15 protein-coding genes are annotated in these 16,912 nt (G+C 71.8%); 7 read left to right on the top strand and 8 right to left on the bottom strand.

The window, feature by feature from the left end:
• The first annotated feature begins 68 nt into the window (after positions 1 to 68).
• The 4 genes from yczE to FCH28_RS01175 all read left to right on the top strand — a co-directional run bounded on the left by yczE (position 69) and on the right by FCH28_RS01175 (position 3,611).
• Positions 69 to 716, top strand: coding sequence for a membrane protein YczE (gene yczE / locus FCH28_RS01190; RefSeq protein WP_136738312.1), 648 nt, complete (start codon positions 69 to 71; stop codon positions 714 to 716).
• A complete protein-coding gene (locus tag FCH28_RS01185; RefSeq protein ID WP_246102236.1) occupies positions 713 to 1,513 on the top strand; it encodes a glycerophosphodiester phosphodiesterase family protein in 801 nt (266 codons plus the stop codon). Before yczE ends, FCH28_RS01185 begins: the two co-directional genes overlap by 4 nt.
• 88 nt (positions 1,514 to 1,601) lie before the next feature.
• Positions 1,602 to 2,957 (top strand): MFS transporter, encoded by a 1,356-nt coding sequence (locus FCH28_RS01180; protein WP_136738310.1) that lies wholly within the window; start codon positions 1,602 to 1,604, stop codon positions 2,955 to 2,957.
• A gap of 276 nt (positions 2,958 to 3,233) precedes the next feature.
• Entirely contained in the window at positions 3,234 to 3,611 is a 378-nt protein-coding gene (locus tag FCH28_RS01175; RefSeq protein WP_026170122.1) for an RNA polymerase-binding protein RbpA, read from the top strand.
• Positions 3,612 to 3,702: 91 nt separating this feature from the next.
• Here the strand turns inward: FCH28_RS01175 and fxsA are convergent, their stop codons facing one another.
• From fxsA to FCH28_RS01150, 5 genes are all read right to left on the bottom strand, one after another.
• The gene (fxsA, locus tag FCH28_RS01170; protein ID WP_136737758.1) at positions 3,703 to 4,290 is read right to left on the bottom strand and encodes an FxsA family membrane protein; all 588 of its coding nucleotides are present in this window, start codon (positions 4,288 to 4,290) and stop codon (positions 3,703 to 3,705) included.
• A gap of 83 nt (positions 4,291 to 4,373) precedes the next feature.
• The gene (locus FCH28_RS01165; RefSeq protein ID WP_136737757.1) at positions 4,374 to 5,132 is read right to left on the bottom strand and encodes a polyprenol monophosphomannose synthase; all 759 of its coding nucleotides are present in this window, start codon (positions 5,130 to 5,132) and stop codon (positions 4,374 to 4,376) included.
• Positions 5,129 to 6,835, bottom strand: coding sequence for an apolipoprotein N-acyltransferase (gene lnt, locus FCH28_RS01160; RefSeq protein ID WP_136737756.1), 1,707 nt, complete (start codon positions 6,833 to 6,835; stop codon positions 5,129 to 5,131). The genes FCH28_RS01165 and lnt overlap by 4 nt, the downstream gene beginning before the upstream one ends.
• Positions 6,836 to 7,392: 557 nt before the next feature.
• Positions 7,393 to 9,084, bottom strand: coding sequence for an amidohydrolase (locus tag FCH28_RS01155; protein WP_136737755.1), 1,692 nt, complete (start codon positions 9,082 to 9,084; stop codon positions 7,393 to 7,395).
• A 93-nt stretch (positions 9,085 to 9,177) separates the two neighbouring features.
• The gene (locus FCH28_RS01150; protein ID WP_136737754.1) at positions 9,178 to 9,618 is read right to left on the bottom strand and encodes an Lrp/AsnC family transcriptional regulator; all 441 of its coding nucleotides are present in this window, start codon (positions 9,616 to 9,618) and stop codon (positions 9,178 to 9,180) included.
• Between the two features lie 210 nt (positions 9,619 to 9,828).
• Between FCH28_RS01150 and FCH28_RS01145 the strand changes: the two genes are divergently transcribed.
• A complete protein-coding gene (locus FCH28_RS01145; protein ID WP_136737753.1) occupies positions 9,829 to 10,254 on the top strand; it encodes a hypothetical protein in 426 nt (141 codons plus the stop codon).
• A gap of 53 nt (positions 10,255 to 10,307) precedes the next feature.
• Here FCH28_RS01145 and FCH28_RS01140 read toward each other — a convergent pair whose 3' ends face one another.
• Both FCH28_RS01140 and FCH28_RS01135 read right to left on the bottom strand, forming a co-directional pair.
• Positions 10,308 to 11,417, bottom strand: coding sequence for a phosphotransferase family protein (locus tag FCH28_RS01140; RefSeq protein ID WP_136737752.1), 1,110 nt, complete (start codon positions 11,415 to 11,417; stop codon positions 10,308 to 10,310).
• Positions 11,414 to 12,586, bottom strand: coding sequence for an Rv3169 family protein (locus tag FCH28_RS01135; protein ID WP_136737751.1), 1,173 nt, complete (start codon positions 12,584 to 12,586; stop codon positions 11,414 to 11,416). The genes FCH28_RS01140 and FCH28_RS01135 overlap by 4 nt, the downstream gene beginning before the upstream one ends.
• A 200-nt stretch (positions 12,587 to 12,786) precedes the next feature.
• Here FCH28_RS01135 and FCH28_RS01130 point away from each other — a divergent pair, with 200 nt between their 5' ends.
• Positions 12,787 to 13,977, top strand: coding sequence for a threonine synthase (locus FCH28_RS01130; RefSeq protein ID WP_136737750.1), 1,191 nt, complete (start codon positions 12,787 to 12,789; stop codon positions 13,975 to 13,977).
• 60 nt (positions 13,978 to 14,037) lie between these two features.
• Here FCH28_RS01130 and FCH28_RS01125 read toward each other — a convergent pair whose 3' ends face one another.
• Positions 14,038 to 15,210, bottom strand: coding sequence for an acyl-CoA dehydrogenase family protein (locus FCH28_RS01125; RefSeq protein WP_136737749.1), 1,173 nt, complete (start codon positions 15,208 to 15,210; stop codon positions 14,038 to 14,040).
• Between the two features lie 353 nt (positions 15,211 to 15,563).
• Here FCH28_RS01125 and FCH28_RS01120 point away from each other — a divergent pair, with 353 nt between their 5' ends.
• The gene (locus tag FCH28_RS01120) at positions 15,564 to 16,835 is read left to right on the top strand and encodes a glycoside hydrolase family 18 protein (RefSeq protein ID WP_136737748.1); all 1,272 of its coding nucleotides are present in this window, start codon (positions 15,564 to 15,566) and stop codon (positions 16,833 to 16,835) included.
• The last annotated feature ends 77 nt before the right edge of the window (positions 16,836 to 16,912 follow it).

Raw genomic sequence — 16,912 nt, 5'->3', positions numbered from 1 at the left:
AGGGAGCCGAGGAAGCGGGAGGAAACGGGGAAGCCGGGAAAGCCGGTGGGCCCGCCGCCCGGCGGGCGTTGCTGCCGCGCCGGCTGGTCCAGCTCTATCTGGGGCTGGTGCTGTACGGCGTGAGCATGGGGCTGATGCTGTGCGCCGACCTCGGTCTGGAGCCATGGAGCGTCCTCAATCAGGGCATTTCCCGTCATACGGGTTTCTCGATCGGCACCGTGACCATCGTCTCCGGCGCGCTGATCCTGCTGCTCTGGATTCCGCTGCGGCAGCGTCCGGGGCTGGGCACGGTGTCGAACGTGGTGATCCTCGGTCTGGTGATGGACGGGACGCTGGCGCTGGTGCCCGAGTCCGACGCGCTCGGCGTCCGTATCCCGCTGCTGGCCTTCGCCGTGGTCCTCAACGGTGCCGCGACCGGCCTCTACATCTCCGCCCGCTTCGGCCCCGGACCACGCGACGGGCTGATGACCGGGCTGCACCGGCGAACAGGCAAGCCGCTGCGGCTGGTGCGGACCTGCATCGAGGTGACGGTCCTCACAGCCGGCTTCCTGCTCGGCGGTTCGGTGGGCGTGGGCACGGTCGTCTACGCGCTGGCCATCGGACCACTGGCACAGTTCTTCATCCGCTGCTTCGCGATCAGGGGCCTGGCCGAGCAGCCGTCGCCCGTGGTGGCGCGCGGAGGGCCGAAACCCGAGCACGCCATACTGCCCGAGTGACCTCAGCGATACGACTGCGCCACCCCTATCTCGATCACCCCGCTCCGCTCCCTTTTGCTCATAGGGGCGGGGCGGCGGACGGCCTGGAGAACACCGCCGCCGCCTTCCGGTGCGCGGTGGACAGCGGCTACCGCTATCTGGAAACCGACGTCCATGCCACCTCCGACGGAAAGCTCGTCGCTTTTCACGACGCGACGCTGGACCGGGTGACCGACGCCCGCGGCGCGATCAGCAAGCTCCCCTGGCGTGCGGTGCGCCAGGCCCGCGTCGGCGGCCGGGAGCCGCTGCCGCTGTTCGAGGAACTCCTGGAGGAGTTCCCGGAGGCCCGCTGGAACGTCGACATAAAGGCGGAGGCCGCCCTGGAGCCGCTGCTGGAACTGCTGCGCCGGACCGACGCCTGGGACCGGGTGTGCGTCGGTTCGTTCTCGGAGGCCCGGGTGGCGCGGGCGCAGCGGCTGGCGGGCTCCCGGATGGCGACCTCGCTCGGCACCCGCGGTGTGGCGGGCCTGCGGCTGCGCTCGTACGGCCGGGGCGCGCTGCCGCTGGACCGGCTGCTGGGCGCGGCGGTGCGGCGCAGCGCCGTGTGTGTGCAGGTCCCCGAGCGGCAGTCCGGCATCCCCGTGGTCGACCCGCTCTTCGTGCGCGCCGCGCATGCGCTCGGCATGCAGGTCCACGTCTGGACGGTGAACGACGCCGCGCGGATGACAACTCTGCTGGATCTCGGGGTGGATGGCATCATGACCGATCACATCGGGACCCTGCGCGCGGTGCTGACCGAACGCGGCTCCTGGGTCTGACGGTGTCCCCGCACACTCCCGGCCCGGCGGCCGCCACCGCCGTGACGGGGACAGGAAGACGGGGGTGGGCTCGGTGAGCGCACAAGTCATGACCGCAGGTGCGGACGAGGCGGATGCCAGACGCCGCGAACAGCGCGGCTGGTACTGGTACGACTGGGCCAACAGCGTCTATTCGACAAGCGTGTTGACGGTCTTCCTCGGGCCGTACCTGACGTCGGTGGCGAAGGCTGCGGCCGATGCCGAGGGCTTCGTCCATCCCTTGGGCGTTCCGGTGCGCGCGGGGTCGTTCTTCGCCTACGCGGTGTCCGCCTCGCTGCTGCTCTCGGTGCTGGTGATGCCGGTCGCGGGGGCGCTGGCGGACCGTACCGGCCGCAAGAAACCACTGCTGGGCTGGTGCGCGTACGCCGGCGCCGCCGCGACGAGCGGGATGTTCTTCCTGGGCGGCGAGCGCTATCTGCTGGGCGGAGCGCTGCTGATCATCGCGAATGTCTCCTTCGTCGTGTCGATGATGCTCTACAACTCGTTCCTGCCGCAGATAGCCGAGCCCGACGAACGGGACGCGGTGTCCTCCCGGGGCTGGGCGTTCGGCTATGCGTCCGGGGCGCTGGTCCTGCTCGCGGATCTGGCGCTCTACGCCGGGCACGACTCCTTCGGCGTCGACGAGGGCACTGCCGTGCGGATCTGCCTGGCGACGGCCGGCCTGTGGTGGGGCGGCTTCACCCTGATCCCGCTTCGCCGGCTGCGCGACCGGCGGGCGGTGGCCGCCGGCGGCGCCCGGGACGCGGCGGCCGGCGCCTCGCTCGGCCGGGGCTGGCGCCAACTGCGGGAGACGCTGCGCGATATGCGCCACCATCCGCTGACCCTCGCCTTCCTGCTGGCGTATCTCGTCTACAACGACGGCGTACAGACGGTGATCACCCAGGCCTCCGTCTACGGCTCCGAGGAGCTGAAGCTGGATCAGTCGACGCTGATCGTGGCGATACTGCTGGTGCAGGTGCTGGCCGCGGCGGGGGCGCTGCTGATGGGGCGGCTGGCCCGGCGGTACGGCGCCCAGCGCACGATCCTCGGCTCGCTGGTGGCCTGGGCGCTGACGATCGGGGTGGGCTATGTGCTGCCCGCGAAGGCGCCGGTGTGGTTCTTCGCCCTGGCCGCCGGGATCGGCCTGGTCCTGGGCGGCAGCCAGGCGCTCTCCCGTTCACTGTTCTCGCACTTGGTACCGCGCGGCAAGGAGGCGGAGTACTTTTCCGCGTACGAGATGAGCGACCGGGGCGTGAGCTGGCTGGGTCCGCTGGTCTTCGGGGTGGCCTATCAGCTGACCGGGAGCTACCGGGACGCGATCGTTTCCCTGGTGGCGTTCTTTCTGGCCGGTTTCGTACTGCTGGCGAGGGTTCCGGTGCGGCGGGCGATCGCGGCTGCCGGGAATCCGGTACCCGACCGGATTTAGGCTTGGGGCAGGCGGCCCGGTAGTATACGCCTTTGGCTCACCAGGCGGACCGTTACTGCGCGCTTAGCAATTGAAGGCGCTGGGTGACATCTGCTGCCAGATGTGACAAACCGGGCATTGGTGGGTACAACAAGGGGCGGCACGAGGAAGGCATCGGCGCGCAGCGCCTGGGAGCATGTCCCAATTTCGGGAATCTTCACCGCCGACCGGACGTTGACCGGATGACGACGACAGCGACACCTGTCCTGTGGGCGACAAGCCCGGGAGGCACGATTCATGAGTGAGCGAGCTCTCCGCGGCACGCGACTCGTGGTGACCAGCTACGAGACCGACCGCGGCATCGACCTGGCCCCGCGCCAGGCGGTGGAGTACGCATGCCAGAACGGACATCGATTTGAGATGCCGTTCTCGGTTGAGGCCGAGATTCCGCCGGAGTGGGAGTGCAAGGTATGCGGTGCACCCTCTCTTCTGGTGGATGGCGATGGCCCTGAGGAGAAGAAGGGGAAGCCCGCGCGTACGCACTGGGACATGCTCATGGAGCGGCGCACCCGCGAGGAGCTCGAGGAGGTGCTGGCCGAGCGGCTGGCCGTCCTGCGCTCCGGCACCATGAACATTGCCGTGCATCCGCGCGACAGCAACCGCAAGTCCGCCTGACAACCGGACGCGCTGAGCAGCAAGCACAAGGGCCGGGCCACTGCATTCCGCAGTGGCCCGGCCCTTGTGCGCCTTCGGCGGGTCGGCCGGGTCAGCGGGTCAGCGGCGGGTCCTGACGGTCCTGGCGGGGTGCGCGCGAGGGTTCCTCCTCGTCCCGGATGACCTCGCCCTGGACGATCTTGCCGTCCGGCCTGTGCATACGTGCCTGCTGGAAGGCGTCACCGAACGACCCCGGTGCGTAGCCCGCCCGGCGGTTCAGCAGCTTCTCGGCACGGCGGCCCATCAGCCGCGCGAAGGGCGGGAAGAGGCAGAGCAGGCCCAGCGCATCGGAGATCAGTCCGGGCAGCATCAGCAGCAGCCCGCCGATCATCGCGGCCGTATTGCCGCCGCCCGCCGACGCGGACGGCGCGGCCGCCGTGGGACCACCGCCGGCCTGCAGGCTCTCGGTGAGATTCCGCCACGCGCGCCGGCCGGCCCGCTTGATCACATACCCGCCGGCGACCGCACCGCCGAGCAGCAGCAGAAAGACCGTCAGACCGTTCGTGGCACGGGCGACGACGAACAGCAGCCAGATCTCCAGCACCATCCAGGCGGCCACGCCCAACGGCACGAACCGACGGGCGCGCGAGCGCCTGGGCGGGCGGGGACTCGATGGTGGCGTGGCTGCTCCGAACGTCATGCCTCAAGTGTGCCTGGCCGCACCGACAGCGCCCCCGAAGGGTCGCCGTACGGCTCCTCCCGGGCCGGTGGCGGAGCCGGCGATCAGCGGCCGCGGAGCTTGGCCACCCGGGAGCCGACGCCCCAGGCCGTGACCCGCCACAGCGCCTCCACCACGATGTCGCGGCTCATCTTGCTGTCGCCGAATTCCCGGTCGACGAAGGTGATCGGGACCTCCACGACGTGGAAGCCGGCCAGTACGGCGCGGCGGGCGAGGTCGACCTGGAAGCAGTAGCCCGCCGAGGCCACCTCTGCCAGCCCCAGGCCCCGGAGGGTCTCCGCTCGGAAGGCGCGGTAACCGCCCGTGACATCGCGGATCGGGACGTCCAGCAGGAGGCGGGAGTAGGTGCTGCCGCCGCGGGAGAGCAGCTCGCGGTACTTGGGCCAGTTCACCACGCGGCCGCCCGGCACCCAGCGCGAGCCGAGCACGAGGTCGGCGCCCTTGAGGGCGGTCAGCAGCCGTGGCAGTTCCTCGGGGCGGTGCGAACCGTCGGCGTCCATCTCCACCAGCACGCCGTAGCCGTTGTCCATGCCCCACTGGAAGCCGGCGAGGTAGGCGGCGCCGAGCCCTTCCTTGCCCTTGCGGTGCAGGACGTGGACCTGCTCGTCCTGGGCGACGAGCTCATCGGCCAGCTTGCCGGTGCCATCCGGACTGTTGTCGTCCGCGATCAGCACATGCGCCTCGGGGACGGCGGACCGCACCCGCGAGACGATCGGCTTGATGTTCTCCGCCTCGTTGTACGTCGGAATGATCACCAACGTGGTGCCGAGCGGACCGTACTGCCGCTGACCGCCGTCTGTCACTGCTGCCCCTTCTCGTCCTTCGTACGCCCCCGCCGGCCGATCACCGTCGCCGCGGCACAGGAGAGAAGCCCCACGATAGCGAGCACCCACTCGGGAGCCGCACCGACGCGGTCGGCCAACGTCGTTTCGTCGCGCAGCGGGATCCGCGCGGAGACGACGCCCTGCGTGAACTCGGGGATCTGGTGGGTGACCGTGCCGTCCGGGGCGACGACGGCGCTGATGCCGCTGGTGGCGGCGGTGACCACGGCCCGGCCGTGTTCGACGGCGCGCAGCTTGGACATGGCGAGCTGCTGTTCGGGCTGGCCGGTGCGCCCGTAGGTGGCGTTGTTGGTCTGGATGACCAGGGCTCGGGCGCCGGCGCCGACGGTCTCGTGCACGATCTCGTCGTAGGCCACCTCGAAGCAGATGACGTCGCCGAGCCGGGCGGGGCCGATCTTCAGTACGCCGGTGTGGTCGCCCGGGTAGAAGTCGCGCGGCACCCGCTGGAAACGCGTGATGATCTTGCTGAGCTGCTCCCGGAACGGCACATACTCGCCGAACGGCACCGGGTGCTGCTTGGTGTACGAGGCGCCGGGCCCCTTCTTCGGGTCCCAGACGATGCCCTCGTTGAAGACATAGCCCTTCTTGGAGGGGTGGTCGATGAGGGCGCCGACGAGTACGGGGACGCCGATCGACTTCACGGCCTCGTCGATCCGGTCGTACGCCTGCGGGTACTGGAACGGATCGAGGTCGGAGGAGTTCTCCGGCCAGATGACCAGGTCGGGCTTCTTGGCCTTGCCGGCCTTGATGTCGGCGGCGAGCTTCTCGGTGGCCGTGGCGTGATTGTCGACGATCATCATCGGGCGGCCGAGGAAGTCCATGCCCGCCTGCTGGACGTTGCCCTGCACGACAGCGATGTCAACGGTGTCATCGGCCTTGGTGGGGACGGGCACGGCCGCGCCGGCCGCGGTGAGCGCGGCGGCGAGTCCGAACGCCTCGAAGGCGGGGATCGCCCGGCGCAGCGTGCCGGAGCCGCGCAGGCCCCAGAGGATGACGGCGCACGCGGCCAGCAGCGCGCCGACGAGGGCGACGGCGAAGGTCACCAGGGGGGCGCCGCCCAGCGCGGCGAGCGGGGTGAACGGCGAGCCGGTGTTGGCGAACGCGAGCCGGCCCCAGGGGAAGCCGCCGAGCGGGAGGCGGTCGCGGGCCCATTCCTCGGCGACCCACAGGCAGGCGGCCCACAGCGGCCAGGCCGGCAGTCGTGAGGTGCCCGCGAGCGCCCCGCCCAGCAGCGTCAGGAAGAGCGCCTCGGCGAGGGAGAGGCCGATCACCGCGTCCCAGCCGACGACATGCAGCCACTTGAGCAGGATCAGGAAGAACGGCACACCGAACGCGAAGCCGGTCCAGGCGCCCTGCCGGACACTACGGCCGCGGGTCAGCAGCGAGAGCGCGGCGACGCCCAGGAGGGACAGCGGCCACAGGTCGTAGGGCGGGAAGGCGAGCGCCAGCGCGATGCCGGCGCCGATCGCGAGGCCGGTGCACGGGGCCTCGCGGCGGACCAGCGCGGCCAGCCGCCGGGCGCGCCCGGGACGGTGCGGCTCGGCGGTGGCACCTGCCTCGGCGGCCGGGCCCGTCGCGGCCGGATCCGTCGCGGCGGGCGGCACCGGGCCGTCGGGCGAGGTGCCGCTGACGGCTTCTGCTGTGGTGTCGGAACCCGATGGCACGGTCGCGGCCTTCCTGCAGGTCGTGGGGTGGTGAGCTGACCGTACATCGGGTAGCCGCGATCGCGGGTGCGGGGTGGTGAGGCGGAGGGTGTCCCTCCGGTGCGGGGCGGGCCGCGGCGTGGGCGGATCGGGGCCCGGCGCCCTTCGGGCCGACCTGGGACCCGCTGGCTGCGGGTCGACCGAAAGCCGTTGTCTACTGAGCATCCGGGCCCCACCCGGGTCGCACCTTCCCCCAGGCTCGTGAGGAGCAGGGAGGGACCCCCAGCCGGCCGAAACCTTCCGTCGCGCCGTGCCTCTGGTCCTGGACCTGGCTCCCAGTGGCGGTGTGCCGGTGTGGCGCACCGCCCCATGGCCCAGCTGCGTTCGACGACTGCGCGGAGCTCTCCCGATCGGACGTCCTTCGGTGGACTCGGCAGAACCTACCGGCCGTCGACCGCCTGCTGTCAACAGGTGCTCCGCCTGCGTCGATTTCGCGTCGCCCCAGGTCAGCGGCGAGCGCCCGCGGGTGGGGCGAGTAGCTGCAAGCGCCCGCTCCCGGGGCACCTGCCCACCCGATGTCACTCGATCGGCCGCCGGAAGACGGTGCGGCCGCCGACGACGGTGCGCAGGCACACCGGGAGGTCGTTGCCGGGGGTGAGATCGGGCAGGCCGGGGGTGCCGGAGCGGGGGTCGGTGGACCAGCGCTCCACTCGCTCGTCGGGGGCCTGGACGATCAGGTCGCCGGTGCGCCAGACCGCGTAGTCGGCGGGGGCGCCGGGCACCAGGACGCCGGCGTCGTCGCGGCCGATGGCGCGCCAGCCGCCCCGGGTGTGGGCGGTGAACGCGGCGCGCGCGGAGATGCCGTGGGCGCGGGTGCGGTGGAAGACGGCGGCGCGCACGGTGCCCCAGGGGTCGAGCGGGGTGACCGGGCTGTCGGAGCCGAGGGCGAGCGGGACACCGGCCTTGAGCAGGGCGGCGTACGGGTTGAGGGTGCGGGCGCGGTCGGCGCCGAGACGTGCGGCGTACATGCCGTCCGCGCCGCCCCAGGCCGCGTCGAAGGCGGGCTGGACGGAGGCCGTCAGGGCCAGGTCGGCGAAACCGGCGATGGTGTGGTCGGTGAGCATTTCGGCGTGTTCGACGCGGTGCCGGGCGGCGCGGACGCGGGCCAGGCCGACCCGGTCGGCGGCGGCCCGCGCGCCGTCGACGACGGTGGTCAGGGCGGCGTCGCCGATGGCGTGGAAACCGGCCTGGAGACCGGCCTCGGTGCAGGCGGCGACATGGGCGGCGACGGCCGCCGCGTCGAGCTGTCCGGCCCCGGTGTGGCCGGCGTCCGCGTACGGGGCGTGCAGGTGGGCGGTGTGCGAGCCGAGCGAACCGTCGGCGAAGAGATCGCCGGCCGCGCCGGTCGCGCCGAGCTCGCGGATCCGCTCCGCGTCCTTTGCTGATGCGATCAGCTCGGCCCAGTAGCCCACGACCCGCGGGCTGTTGACGCCGCTGTCGGCACCGCCGTCGACATTGTCGGCCGCCAGGGCGAGCAGCGCGGTGAAGTCGTCCTCGCCGGAGATCTCGGGGCCCGCGCATTCGTGGATGCTGCCGATGCCGAGGGAGGCGGCATGGGCGAGGGCGGCGGCCTGGGCGTCGGCGCGCTGGGCCGGGGTGATCGTGGCGTGCGCGGCCTTCCGTACGGCGTGGTGGGCGTCGCCGGTCAGCGGGGCGTCGGGGTGGAACCCGGCCCGCTCGCGAATGCCGGGAACGAGGTCCAGCAGGGCCGTGGTGACGACGGCGGAGTGCACGTCGACGCGGGTGAGATAGAGGGGACGGCCGCCGGTGGCGGCGTCCAGTTCGGCGCGGGCGGGCGGGCGCCCCTCGGGCCAGGCGCTGGCGTCCCAGCCGTGCCCGAGCAGGATCTTGTCGGCCGGGCGGGCGTCGGCGTGGGCGCGGATGCGGGCCAGTGCGTCGGAGAGGGTGGTGGCGCCGGCCAGGTCGAGTCCGGTGAGCGCGAGGCCGGTCGCCGTGGTGTGCACATGTGCGTCCGTGAACGCCGGGGTGACGAGCGCGCCGTCGAGCTGGATGATCTCGTCGACGCCGTCCGCGAAGGAGTCGGCGGCGCCTTCCTCGCCGACCCATGCGACGCTGCCGCCCTCCACGACCATGGCGGTGGCGAAGGGGTCCGCGGGGCTGTGCACCTCACCGCCCCGGAGGAGGACGGTGCGGGGCCGGTCAGAGCCGGGAAGGTGCCGACGGGGTCCATCGGGGATGCGCTCGCTCATACCGGACAGTTTGGCCCCTGCGCGCGGACGGACCGCGCGCGGGGGCCGCTTACGGGTCGGCGGGCTTTGAACGGTCGGCAGGCCGACCGCCCGTCAGATGCGCGGCGGCCGGGCCTCGTACGGGGTCGAGAGGACGACGGTCGTACGCGTGGAGACCCCGGCCAGCGTGCGGATGCGGGTGAGCAGGTGCTCCAGCTCCAGGGGGGTGGCGACCCGGACCTTGAGGATGTAGTTCTCGTCGCCGGCGACGCTGTGGCAGGCCTCCAGCTCGGGGACCTCCGCGAGCCGCTCGGCGATGTCGTCCGGCGCGCTGGGATCGAAGGGTTTGACCGAGATGAAGGCCGTGAGCGGCAGGCCCACGGCTTCGGGGTCCACGATCGCCGCATAGCCCCGTATGACACCGCGCTGCTCGAGTCGGCGCACGCGCTGGTGCACCGCCGAGGTGGACAGGCCGGTGGCCTTGCCCAGGTCGGTGTAGCTCATCCGCCCGTCCTTGACGAGCAGCTCCACGATTTGTCGGTCCAACTCCTCCACCCGCTCAACCTACTGTGCTCGGGCGCGTATGCGCAGCGCGCGCCGGATCGTGGACACCCTGCGCCGGGCAGTGTGACGAATGCCACACACGTGAATCGTCGTGTGTCAAGGCTCCGCGATTATGCGCGCGGCATGAAGGGAATTGCTGGTGGTGGCCGGGACCGCCCGTCACAGGAAGTCAGCGGTCCGATGGGGGCCCACCCGAGGGGGATGGACATCATGCGACGCCTTAAGCAGGAATCCGCTGCGGCGAACGTCGGCGCCCAGGAGGGCGAAAGTATCGGTCTCGTCGGCGGCGACGGTACGCACGAGGCCTTCGAAACCTTTGACATCTACCGTGTGACCTGCCCGGACTGCGGGCAGCCGATCGCACTGCTGGCGGACGAGGACGCACTTCCCGAGCATGCGCTGTGCCCCTCCCCGTGGAACCCGTTCGGCCTGACGGTGTGCCAGGGCTCGGGCCGCCCGGTGGCCGACGCCCCGTCGACCGACGACACCCTGGACACCCAGGAGCAGGACGCGGCGATGCTGCTGACGCTCCCGGAGAGCCTGGACTGGCGCCGCCAGCCCTTCTCGCACATCGGCGGGCCCGGCTCGCGCCCGGTCCGGGTGCCCCGGATGCGCCGCGGCGCCTGACCGCCCGACCTGTAGAGCCCGCCCGACCTGTAGAACCGTCCGGCCGTACCGTTTCACCAGTAGCGGCCGTCGATCATCGCCTCCAAGGTGTCCCGGTGCAGGATCAGCGCATCGGCGTCGGCCGGTACGGGCACCTCCCCGAAGTGGACCTGGCGGTATGCCACCCGCAGCATCACGACGGCATGCCGCAGGGCCGCGTAGAGGGTGTGGAATTCCATGTCGCGCGGCGTGTGGCCGGTCAGTCGGGCATAGCGCCGCTCGACGCGGTCGCGGCTCAGGAAGTCGGGCAGTCCCCGCTGGCCGCTGCCCACCGTGAGGTCCTGGAAGAAACGGTGGAGGTAGATCATCCACCCCAGGTCGAGTTCGCGGGGGCCCAGGGCGGCCATTTCCCAGTCCAGGACGGCGGCCGGTGCGAAGCCGTCGTAGACGATATTGCCGATCCGGGCGTCTCCCCAGGTCAGCACGGTCTCACCAGGGTCGGACGGCCAGTGCCCGGCTAGCCAGTCGAAGCCTCGCTCAATGACCGGGGAGCGCGGTCGTCCCTCGACCACCCATGCGTAATAGGCGCGTTGGGCCTCGACATGCCGGTGCAGTGCGGTCCCGGGCCCGCTCCCGGGCGCGCCCAGGAACCCCGCCTCCTCGCACGGGACTTGGTCATGGAGGCGGGCGAGGACCGAGACGCTGGCGGCTTCCAGGTGTGCGCGGTCGTCGTCGCCGGCGTCGTGCAGCCAGTTTCCCTCGTACGTATAGGGCATGACGTCCGGCGGGACGCGGCCGACGGCGCGTTCCATGACGAAGAAGGGCGCGCCGAGGTGCGCCGGGTCCTCTTCGAGCCAGAGGGTGCGGGGCACGGGGAGGTCGGTGCGGTCGGCGACCAGGCGCATGGTGCGGTACTGGCGGGCCATGTCGTAGCGCGGGAAGACCGTGTACGCGGCGGGGTCGGCGGCCAGGCGCAGCGCGCAGGACATGGGGGTGCCGGGGGGCGGCGGCTCCGGGTGGTCGATGTCGAAGAGCAGCGTCTCGCTGGACATGCCGTTGGAGTCGGGGACGGTCGCCCCGGTGGCGCGGGCGCCGGGGAGCCTGGTGTCGAGCCAGGCGGTGAGCCGGCGGGTGAGGGTTTCGGGGTCGCGGGTGGTGGTGCGGGGGCGGGGAGCGGTGGTCATCGGCCGGCCTCCCCCGCGACGTCGCCGTAGCCGGTGAAGCCGCTCGGGTCGTGCCGGCCGAAACTGCCGTGCTCGAAGATGCCGTGGCCGGTGCGGCCGTCGAGGGTGAAGCGGGCGGCATGGTCGGTGACGCCGTAGGCGGCGTGGGGGTGTGCCGAGGGGTCGGAGAGGTCATAGCTGCGGCGGTCGGTCCAGCCGCGGCCGCGCCAGGTGCCGTGCTGCCAGTCGTCGGCGGGAGGGTAGCCGGCGCCGACGGCCAGGGGTGAGGAGGTGAGGATCTCCGCGGTGAGTTCGAGGGGCTTGCGGGACGGGTCGGTGAGGTGGATGACGGCGCGCTCGGGGATGGGGGCACCCACTGCTCGAACGGAGTTGAGAGCTTGGGGGCGGGTGCCGGGCCGGTAGGTGATGTCCGTGTGGGGCCAGCCGAGCTGGACGTCGTGGTGGCCCTCGCGTACCAGGAGGGCCTCGTTCAAGGTGCGATGGCCGTCGGCGTCCTCCTGGACGATGACCATGACGAAGCGGTCGTCGAAGCGCACCGGGCACCACACCCAGTGGAAGCCCTCGGGCCGCAGCTCCTCGGCGGCCCGGCCGCCGTCCTCGCCGGGGATCGGACGTACGCCCCAGCTGCGGTCGCGGGTGCCGGTCCACTCCCCCGCGGTGACCGCGAGCTCCTCCCCCGCGACGCGGATGACGCCGGTGACGGTGCCCGCCTGGACGAACCGCCGGCCCTCCAGCGTCAGCCGGTCGCCGCGGTACTGGGTGTGGTGCGGCTCCCAGGTGGCGGGGAAGGCCGCGGTCCAGGTCAGGTCGTAGGCGAGGCCGTCCGGGTCGTCGGGGTCGGCGGCGCAGGTCAGCCGCAGCCGGCTGAGCGGCTGCTCGACGGTGATGCTGAGCGGCCCGACGGTGAGCGCGAGGCGGTCGTCGGTGAGCGCGTCGGAGGCACGTACGGCGTGCAGCCGGTCGCCGAGGCGGAGGGTGGCATAGGCGTCGATGACGCCGGTGTTGGGGTAGACGCCGAGGCCGGCGATGAGCAGGGCGCGCCCGGAGTGGTCCAGGACGTGGAAGATGCACCGGTCGTAGGCGTTGCGGTCGCCGGTGGCGACATGGCGCATGGACAGCGGGACCTGGTGGATCGGGTATTCGTCGAGCGCGATCGGGCGGTCGGGCACGGTCTCCTCCTGGGCGCGCATGGGGTATGGGGTCGCCCGGGGTGCGGTCCCGGCCGCTGCGACAAGGGAGTTGACGGTACGTCAGCTAGCGGCGGACGGCCATACCCAAGGCCGCGCGTAACCGGCTCCAGGCGACTCCAGCTGTTACTGTCAGGGGGTCGAATTCGGGCCGAACCCCACCCCGATCCCAGGGAGCGACAGTGACCCCAACACCCCTGCACTGCCCGCGCTGCGGACGCCGGGCGGAGGACCTCGGCGGCTGCCCGGCCTGCGCCAAGGAGGGCATCGGCGTCAATACGCCGCCGCCGCTCGCGGATCTGACCGGGCTGGATCTCGCGTCGTACCCGGGCGGACCGTGGGGCTGGCCGGATGCCGTGCCGGTGCCCGGTCCACCCGTCACCCTCGGAGAGGGGAACACCCCGAACATCCGACTGCGCACAACGGGCGGCGACGCCCAACAGGACGCCGGTTCGGGCGAGTTGTGGCTGAAATTCGAGGGCGCCAACCCGACCGGGTCGCACAAGGACCGGGCGATGGCCGTCGGTCTCGCCGCGGCGGTGGCGGCCGGCGCTGACACCGTCCTCGCGGCATCGTCCGGCAACGCCGGCGCGGCGGCCGCGGCATACGCGGCGCGGGCCGGGCTGCGCTGCGTGGTGTTCACCAACGAGGCGGTCCCGGCGGGTCTGCGGGCGCAGATCGATGCGCTGGGAGCCGAGCGGGTGCTGCACCGGGGCACCGTGGCGGAGCGGAACGCGGCGATGGCGAAGGCCGTCGAGGAGCGCGGCTGGTACCCGCTGACCTGCTTCGCCGCGGTCCCGCCCGGCTCGAACCCGTATGCCGACGAGGGCTACAAGTCGGTCGCGTACGAGCTGGCGCGGGACTTCGCCGGGCGGCGGATCGACACCGTCGTGGTGCCCACCAGCCGGGCCGATCTGCTGGCCGGAATCGGCCGTGGTTTCCGGGAGTTGGTGGCCGCGGGGCTGGTGGCGGCGGAGCCCCGGCTGGTGGCCGCCGAACCGGCACCGCGGGCCCCTTTGACCGCCGCGCTGCGCTACACCGACCGGGCGGACCAGGAGCGTGCGCGAGTGGTGGACGGCCCCACCGTGGCGTTCTCGGTGGGCGGGGAGCGGCCGTGCTGGCAGGGGCTCGACGCCTTGTGGCGCACCGGCGGCACGGCCGTCGCGGTGACCGACGAGGTGACCCTCGCCGAACACCGCCGGCTGGCGGCCGAGGGACTGCTCCTGGAGCCGTCGTCCGCGGTCGGCGTCGCGGTGGCACGCGATCTGGTGCGGGAACCCGGTTCACTGGTGATCACGATCGGAACGGCGACCGGGCTCAAGCAGCTGGGCGACCATGGCCTGTCCGATGGGTCGGGGTCGGACACGCCCTAGGGACGGACCCGGGCGGGCCGGACGGCGACGACTGCGCGACGCGCCCGGCCCGCCCCTCGTTCAGCGCGACTCGGGACCCGCCAGATGCCGGGCGATCACGATCCGCTGGATCTGGTTGGTGCCCTCGACGATCTGGAGGACCTTGGCCTCGCGCATATAGCGCTCGGCCGGGAAGTCCTGGGTGTAGCCGTAGCCGCCGAGGAGCTGGACGGCGTCGGTGGTGGCCCGCATCGCGGCGTCCGTGCAGAAGAGCTTGGCCATCGCCGCTTCCTTGGAGAAGGGGCGGCCCTCGTCACGCAGTCGTGCGGCGGTGAGGTAGAGGGCGCGGCCGGCCTCGATCTGGGTCGCCATGTCGGCCAGCATGAAGCGCAGACCCTGGAAGTCGGCGATCGGCCGGCCGAACTGCCGCCGCTCGGCGGTGTACGAGAGGGCCTCGTCCAGCGCCGCCTGGGCGACGCCGATGGCGCAGGCCGCGATGCCGAGGCGGCCGGAGTCCAGCGCGGAGAGGGCGATCGCGAAGCCCTGGCCCTCGTCGCCGATGCGGCGGTCGTCGTGCACCCGGACGCCGTCGAAGTGCAGCTGGGCCGTCGGGGAGCCCTTCATGCCCATCTTGCGCTCGGGCGGCGCCGCGCTCAGGCCCTCGGCGTCGCCGGGGACGAGGAAGGCCGTGATGCCGCGGGGGCCGCTGCCGCCGGTGCGTGCCAGGACGGTATAGAAATCGGCCACGCCGCCGTGGGTGGTCCACGCCTTGGTGCCGTTGATCGTCCAGGTGTCGCCCTCCCGGGTGGCGCGGGTGGTCAGGGAGGCCGCGTCGGAACCCGAGGAGGGTTCGGAGAGGCAGTACGCGCCGAGGAGCCCGCCGCCGAGCATGGCCGGCAGGTGTTCGGTGCGCTGTTCCTTGGTGCCGTAGCCGGCGAGGGCGTGGCAGGCGAGGGTGTGCACGCTGACGCCGAGGCCGACGGTGAGCCGGACGGCCGCGAGTTCTTCCAGGACCTGGAGGTAGACCTCGTAGGGCTGGTCGCCGCCGCCGAACTCCTCGGCGTACGGGAGGGAGAGCAGCCCGGACTCGGACAGCAGGGTGAAGGTCTCGCGCGGGAAGCGCCCGGCGTCCTCTTCCTCGGCCGCCGTGGGCCTTATCTCTCGCTCGGCCAGCTCTCGGACGAGTGTCATCAGGTCGCGGGCTTCCTCGGTGGGCAACCTGCGATCCACCGGCCGGGGGCCGTACTCGGTCATGGCGGCGCTCTCCTCCCTGTCGGGCGCTGCGGCGACGCACGCGCGGGGGTGAGGCGGCGGCGCCGGTTTCCGTATGTGCCGAGCCGATGATCGCCCTCCGGGTCTCGGACCGGGCATGACCTGCGGCTGCGGCGCTAGGAGTATGCCCGATCGGCGGCCCCGCGTCACGGGTTGATCATCATCAGTCGGCAGATACGGGCCGGGCTCACCCCCGTCACGAAATTGGTCCGAACCATTGACCTCACTGGTCTAGTCCTTCTACCTTCTCCCCAACGTTCTCACCGCGTTCATGCCAATTCCGAGCGCGGGTCAGGTCAGGCTCCACATCCCTCGCCCCCCTCCGAGGAGACGACATGCTCAGACCGCACCGGAAGCGATCGCCGCGCAGGCTGATCGCCGCCGCCACCGCCCTCTGTACGGCGGCGCTGGCCGGCACGCTGCTCGCCCAGTCGGCCACCGCCCACCCGGCCGGCGCCCCCACCGCGCAGCGCCCGTCCGTGGTCGCCAAGCCGGCCGCCGCGGGCGACAAGGTCGTCGGATACTTCACCAACTGGGGTGTCTACGACCGCAATTACCACGTCAAGAACATCGAGACGTCGGGCTCTGCGGGCAAGCTCACGCACATCAACTACGCCTTCGGCAACGTCCAGGGCGGCAAGTGCGCCATCGGCGACTCCTACGCCGACTACGACAAGGCATACACCGCGGACCAGAGCGTCGACGGCAAGGCGGACACCTGGGACGACGGCGCGCTGCGCGGCAACTTCAACCAGCTGCGCAAGCTCAAGAAGCTGCACCCGGGCCTCAAGGTGATCTGGTCGTTCGGCGGTTGGACCTGGTCGGGCGGCTTCACCGAGGCCGCCAAGAACCCCGACGCGTTCGCGCAGTCCTGTCTCGACCTGGTCGAGGACAAGCGCTGGGCGGATGTCTTCGACGGGATCGACATCGACTGGGAGTACCCCAACGCCTGCGGTCTTACCTGTGATACCAGTGGTAAGGAGGCGTTTACCCATGTCATGAAGGCGCTTCGGTCGAAGTTCGGGCAGGACAACCTGGTCACCGCGGCGATCACCGCGGACGCCTCGGACGGCGGGAAGATCGACGCCGCCGACTACGCGGGCGCGGCCCAGTACGTCGACTGGTACAACCCGATGACGTACGACTACTTCGGCGCGTGGGACGCCAAGGGCCCGACGGCGCCGCACTCCCCGCTCTCGTCGTACGACGGCATTCCCAAGGCCGGGTTCAACACCACCGACACCACCAAGAAGCTCAAGGACCTCGGCATCCCGGCCGGCAAGCTGCTGCTGGGCATCGGCTTCTACGGCCGCGGCTGGGCGGGCGTCACCCAGGACGCGCCGGGCGGTACGGCGACCGGTGCGGCGGCCGGCAAGTACGAGGCGGGCATCGACGACTACAAGGTGCTCAAGGACCGCTGCCCGGCCACCGGCAAGGTGGGCGGTACCGCGTACGCCAAGTGCGGTGACCAGTGGTGGAGTTATGACACTCCGGAGACCATCGGCACCAAGATGGCCTTCAAGGACGCGCAGGGCATGGGCGGCACGTTCTTCTGGGAGCTGAGCGGTGACACCGCCAACGGCGAGCTGATCAAGTCGATCAAGTGAGCCTGGGAAAGGTCAACCAGCCCTGAACACAAGGGAGTTGCGAGGGCGGGAGGCTTCGATGGCCTCCCGCCCTTGCG

The organism is Streptomyces piniterrae (genome assembly GCF_005048155.1).
Lineage (GTDB): Bacteria > Actinomycetota > Actinomycetes > Streptomycetales > Streptomycetaceae > Streptomyces > Streptomyces piniterrae.
This window is presented reverse-complemented; position numbering and strand designations above follow the sequence as displayed.

Coding starts and splice junctions, on each gene's coding strand:
- FCH28_RS01180 (WP_136738310.1), top strand. CDS start 1,602: ATGACCGCAGGTGCGGACGAGGCGGATGCCAGACGCCGCGAACAGCGC.
- FCH28_RS01175 (WP_026170122.1), top strand. CDS start 3,234: ATGAGTGAGCGAGCTCTCCGCGGCACGCGACTCGTGGTGACCAGCTAC.
- fxsA (WP_136737758.1), bottom strand. CDS start 4,290: ATGACGTTCGGAGCAGCCACGCCACCATCGAGTCCCCGCCCGCCCAGG.
- FCH28_RS01155 (WP_136737755.1), bottom strand. CDS start 9,084: ATGAGCGAGCGCATCCCCGATGGACCCCGTCGGCACCTTCCCGGCTCT.
- FCH28_RS01145 (WP_136737753.1), top strand. CDS start 9,829: ATGGACATCATGCGACGCCTTAAGCAGGAATCCGCTGCGGCGAACGTC.
- FCH28_RS01140 (WP_136737752.1), bottom strand. CDS start 11,417: ATGACCACCGCTCCCCGCCCCCGCACCACCACCCGCGACCCCGAAACC.
- FCH28_RS01125 (WP_136737749.1), bottom strand. CDS start 15,210: ATGACCGAGTACGGCCCCCGGCCGGTGGATCGCAGGTTGCCCACCGAG.
- FCH28_RS01120 (WP_136737748.1), top strand. CDS start 15,564: ATGCTCAGACCGCACCGGAAGCGATCGCCGCGCAGGCTGATCGCCGCC.